Source organism: Saccharopolyspora sp. (assembly GCF_017434145.1).
Lineage (GTDB): Bacteria > Actinomycetota > Actinomycetes > Mycobacteriales > Pseudonocardiaceae > Saccharopolyspora_C > Saccharopolyspora_C galaxeae.
Window position 1 is genome coordinate 1 of record NZ_JAFRFW010000581.1, and the last position, 3,567, is coordinate 3,567.

1 protein-coding gene is annotated in these 3,567 nt (G+C 69.7%); it reads left to right on the forward strand.

Annotation, left to right across the window (positions count from 1 at the left end):
• Positions 1 to 12: 12 nt before the first annotated feature.
• Positions 13 to 3,567, forward strand: a 3,555-nt coding sequence (locus tag IJH84_RS29310) for an amino acid adenylation domain-containing protein (protein WP_367269034.1), incomplete at its 3' end; no start/stop codon positions are given.

The window sequence follows — 3,567 nt, forward strand, 5'->3', positions numbered from 1 at the left end:
CGGCTGTGGCTGTTGGCGCAGACCGGAGGGGCCGCAGACGCCTACCATCTTCCGTTCCTGATCCGGGCCACCGGCAAACTCAGCGTCGAAGCGTTCGCCGCAGCGCTGGACGACCTCCGGGAACGGCACGAGATTCTCCGCACGGTGATCCGGTTGGACCCGGAAACCGGGGAACTCGAACAACGGATCCTGGCCAACCGCGATTTGCCGCCCACGCTGCGGGGTGCGGCCGCCGAAGGCAGCGCGGAACTCCGGGCTGCCATGGGCGCCGGCTTCGATCTGGAGACCGAAGCGCCGATCCGCGGGGTCTTGGTGCTGGACGAATCGGGCGAACCCGCGGCGGTCGCCGTGACGATGCACCATGTCGCGGTCGACGCGACGTCGGTGGACCGCCTGCTGGCCGATCTGGACGCCGCCTATGCGGCCCGGACGGCCGGCGTCGAACCCGAACTGGGCAGCGCCCGACTGCGTTACCTGGACTTGACCGCGGACGAGGACCGGGACGTCACCGAGGGGCGCTGGAATCCCGGGTTGGAGTTCTGGGCCGCCGAGCTCGCCGACGCCCCGTCGGAGCTGGCTTTGCCGTTCGAACGGCCCCGCCCCCAGGTGGAGAGCCATCGGGGCGACATCGTCTCGGTCACGATTCCGGCGGATCTGGCGGCAGCCGCGGAAACCTTGGCCCGACGCACCGGGGTCACCATGTTCATGCTGATGCAAGGTGCGCTCGGCGTGCTCTACCGGAATCTCGGTGCGGGCGAAGACCTCCCACTGGGCACTGCCACCACCGCACGGCTCGACCTGGCTGCGGAACAGACCGTCGGGCCATTCCTCAACACGGTCGTGCTGCGGACCAGGGTGCCGGGCGCGGCGTCGTTCCGCGACGTGCTGCGCGGCGTACGGCGCACCGACGTGGCGTGCTTCGCGCAACAGGCAGTGCCCTTCGAATTGGTGCTGGAACGGCTGGCGGTCGAACGCAACGCCGATCGGCACCCGGTCTTCCAGACCTATCTCGGCTACACGGTGGAAGAGCCCGCACCGCCGGCCGGCGAGCTGCGTTTGGAAACCCTGGGCAGCGATACCGCCAAGTTCGACCTGTCGTTCGAATTCGTCGAAACCAGAGGAACCGAACCGGCACTGCGGCTGCACGTGGAGTACGCCACGGATCTGTTCACCGACCGCGGTGCGGAGCGGCTCGCAGCGCGGTTCGTGACGGTTCTGGAACAACTCGTGCAGCAGCCGGAACGGCCGGTCCGAGCAGCATCGGTAATGCTTCCGCAGGACCGGGTGCAACTGGCCGCAGCTCTGACCGGTCCGGAAACCGCTGCGCCGCAAGACGTGATGCTGCGTTTCCTCGAGGTCGCCGAAGCACATCGTTATGCCAAGGCGGTGATCGGTCCGGACGGGATTTCGCTGAGCTACCGGCAATTGGCCGCGCAGGCCGGATTGCTGGCCGAGGAGTTGTTGCGGCAAGGCGTCGGTTCTGGCGATGTGGTCGCGGTGGCCCGGGAGACCGATGCGCAGAGCCCGGCCTGCCTGCTCGCGATCTGGGCCATCGGCGCGGTCTACCTTCCGCTGGACTGCGCTTCGCCGGCGGCCCGGATCGCGACCGTCCTGGAATCAGCCCAGCCGCAGGCGGTCCTGTCGGACGCCCGGTTCCGGGAGTTGCTGGAATCGGCTCTGGCTGCTGCCCGGTCGGCTTCCCGGGTCGTGGACCTCGAGGCGCTGCCGGCGGAACCGGTGCTCGGCGATCCGCTGGAATCGCTCGCGGCGCTGGTCGGCGGCCAGGCGATCCGCCCCGGACAAGCAGCCTATCTGCTGTTCACCTCCGGTTCGACCGGAAAACCCAAGGGCGCCTTGATCCACCGGACCGGCCTGGCGAACCACCTGGCCGCGAAGGTCGATACGCTCGCGCTGACTCCGGACGACGTGGTGCTAGCCAATGCTGCGCTGACCTTCGACATTTCGCTGTGGCAGCTGCTTTGTGCGCTCATGGTCGGCGGTGCCACCGCGGTCCCGCCGCGCGGTGCGATCGCCGATCCGCATGAGCTCTGGGGCTGGGCGGCGCAACAGCGGACCACGGTGCTGGAAATCGTGCCATCCTTGCTCGGCGTGGCGATCGAAGCCGAAGCGGCCGGCCGGCCGTTGCCGGAGATCCCCGGTCTGCGCCGGCTGCTGCTGACCGGAGAAGCCCTGCCCGCGGATTCGGTCCGCGCCTGGCTCCAGGGGCATCCGGAGGACATCCTGGTCAATGCCTACGGGCCAACCGAGTGTTCGGACGACGTCACGCACGCGGAATTCGAGCTCGGCAGCAACCCCGGGCGCACTACTGCGCCGATCGGCACCGCGTTGCAGAATACCGAGCTCCTGGTGCTCAACGATGATTTGCAACCCTGCCCGCCTGGCGTGAGCGGGGAACTCTATGTTGCCGGAACCGGGGTGGGCATCGGCTATCTGGGCCGCCCGGGGCAGACTGCGACGACGTTCGTCGTCGACCCGCGCGGCGGTGGCGGCAGGTTCTACCGGACCGGCGACATCGTACTGCTGGGCGAGGACGGGCTTGAGTTCAAAGGCCGGCGCGATCACCAGGTGACGATCCGCGGCCATCGGATCGAGACCGCGGAGAGCGAAGCCGGGGCCCGGGACATCCCCTCGGTGCTGGCCGCGGCGGTGATCGCGGCGCGGCGCTCCGCGGAGCATCCGCTGGAACTGTTCGGCTATGCCTCGGGCCAGGTCGCGGTCGACGAACTGACCCGGGTGATGGCGGACCGGTTGCCGGTGCCGATGCGGCCGAGCGCTTGGACGGTGCTGGACCGGTTGCCGTTGACCGCCAACGGAAAAGTGGACCTGAAATCGCTCGTGGTGCCGGTCCCGGAAGCGTCGGATCAGCCTTTCGAGGGTCCGCGCGGCGACGTGGAAACCCTGGTCTGCGCCATCTTCGCGGACGTCATCGGGGTGCCGGCGGTGGCTCGGCACGACGACTTCTTCGCGATCGGCGGCGACAGTCTGCGCTCGGTCCGGGTGCTGACCGCGCTGGCCAAGGCCGGGCACAGCCTGGGCCTCGCGCAGATCTTCACGCATCGGACGCCGGCTGCGCTCGCCGCGTGGTTGGGCGGTGCCGAGATCGCCGAACCGGACCGGGACGGCGTCGGGAGCTTCCCGGTACCGCCGGAAGTCCTGCGCCAGGCGCAGCGGGCCGGTGGACTCGAAGGCTTCGACCAGTGGATCGTGCTGGCCGCCGAGGAGCCCGTCGACGGGGTGCGCTGGGCTGCCGCCTGCCAGGCCGTGACCGGCCGGCATGACGCGCTGCGGCTGCGCTGGGACGGCAGTTCCGAGACCGCCGAAATCGTCGCAGCTTCCGCGCTCGGAGTGCCGCGGCACGCCCGAGGCGACGCGGCCGAACGTGACGCAGCGGAGACTGGCGCGGCGGACATCGGTTCGGCGGTCCGCGCAGCCCGCGCGGATCTGGCGCCGCTTCCGGGCGAACTGATGAGCACCCGGATCGTGCCGGGCCCAGATCGGGACCATGTGGTGATCGCAGTCCACCACCTGGCCCTGGATGCGGCCTCC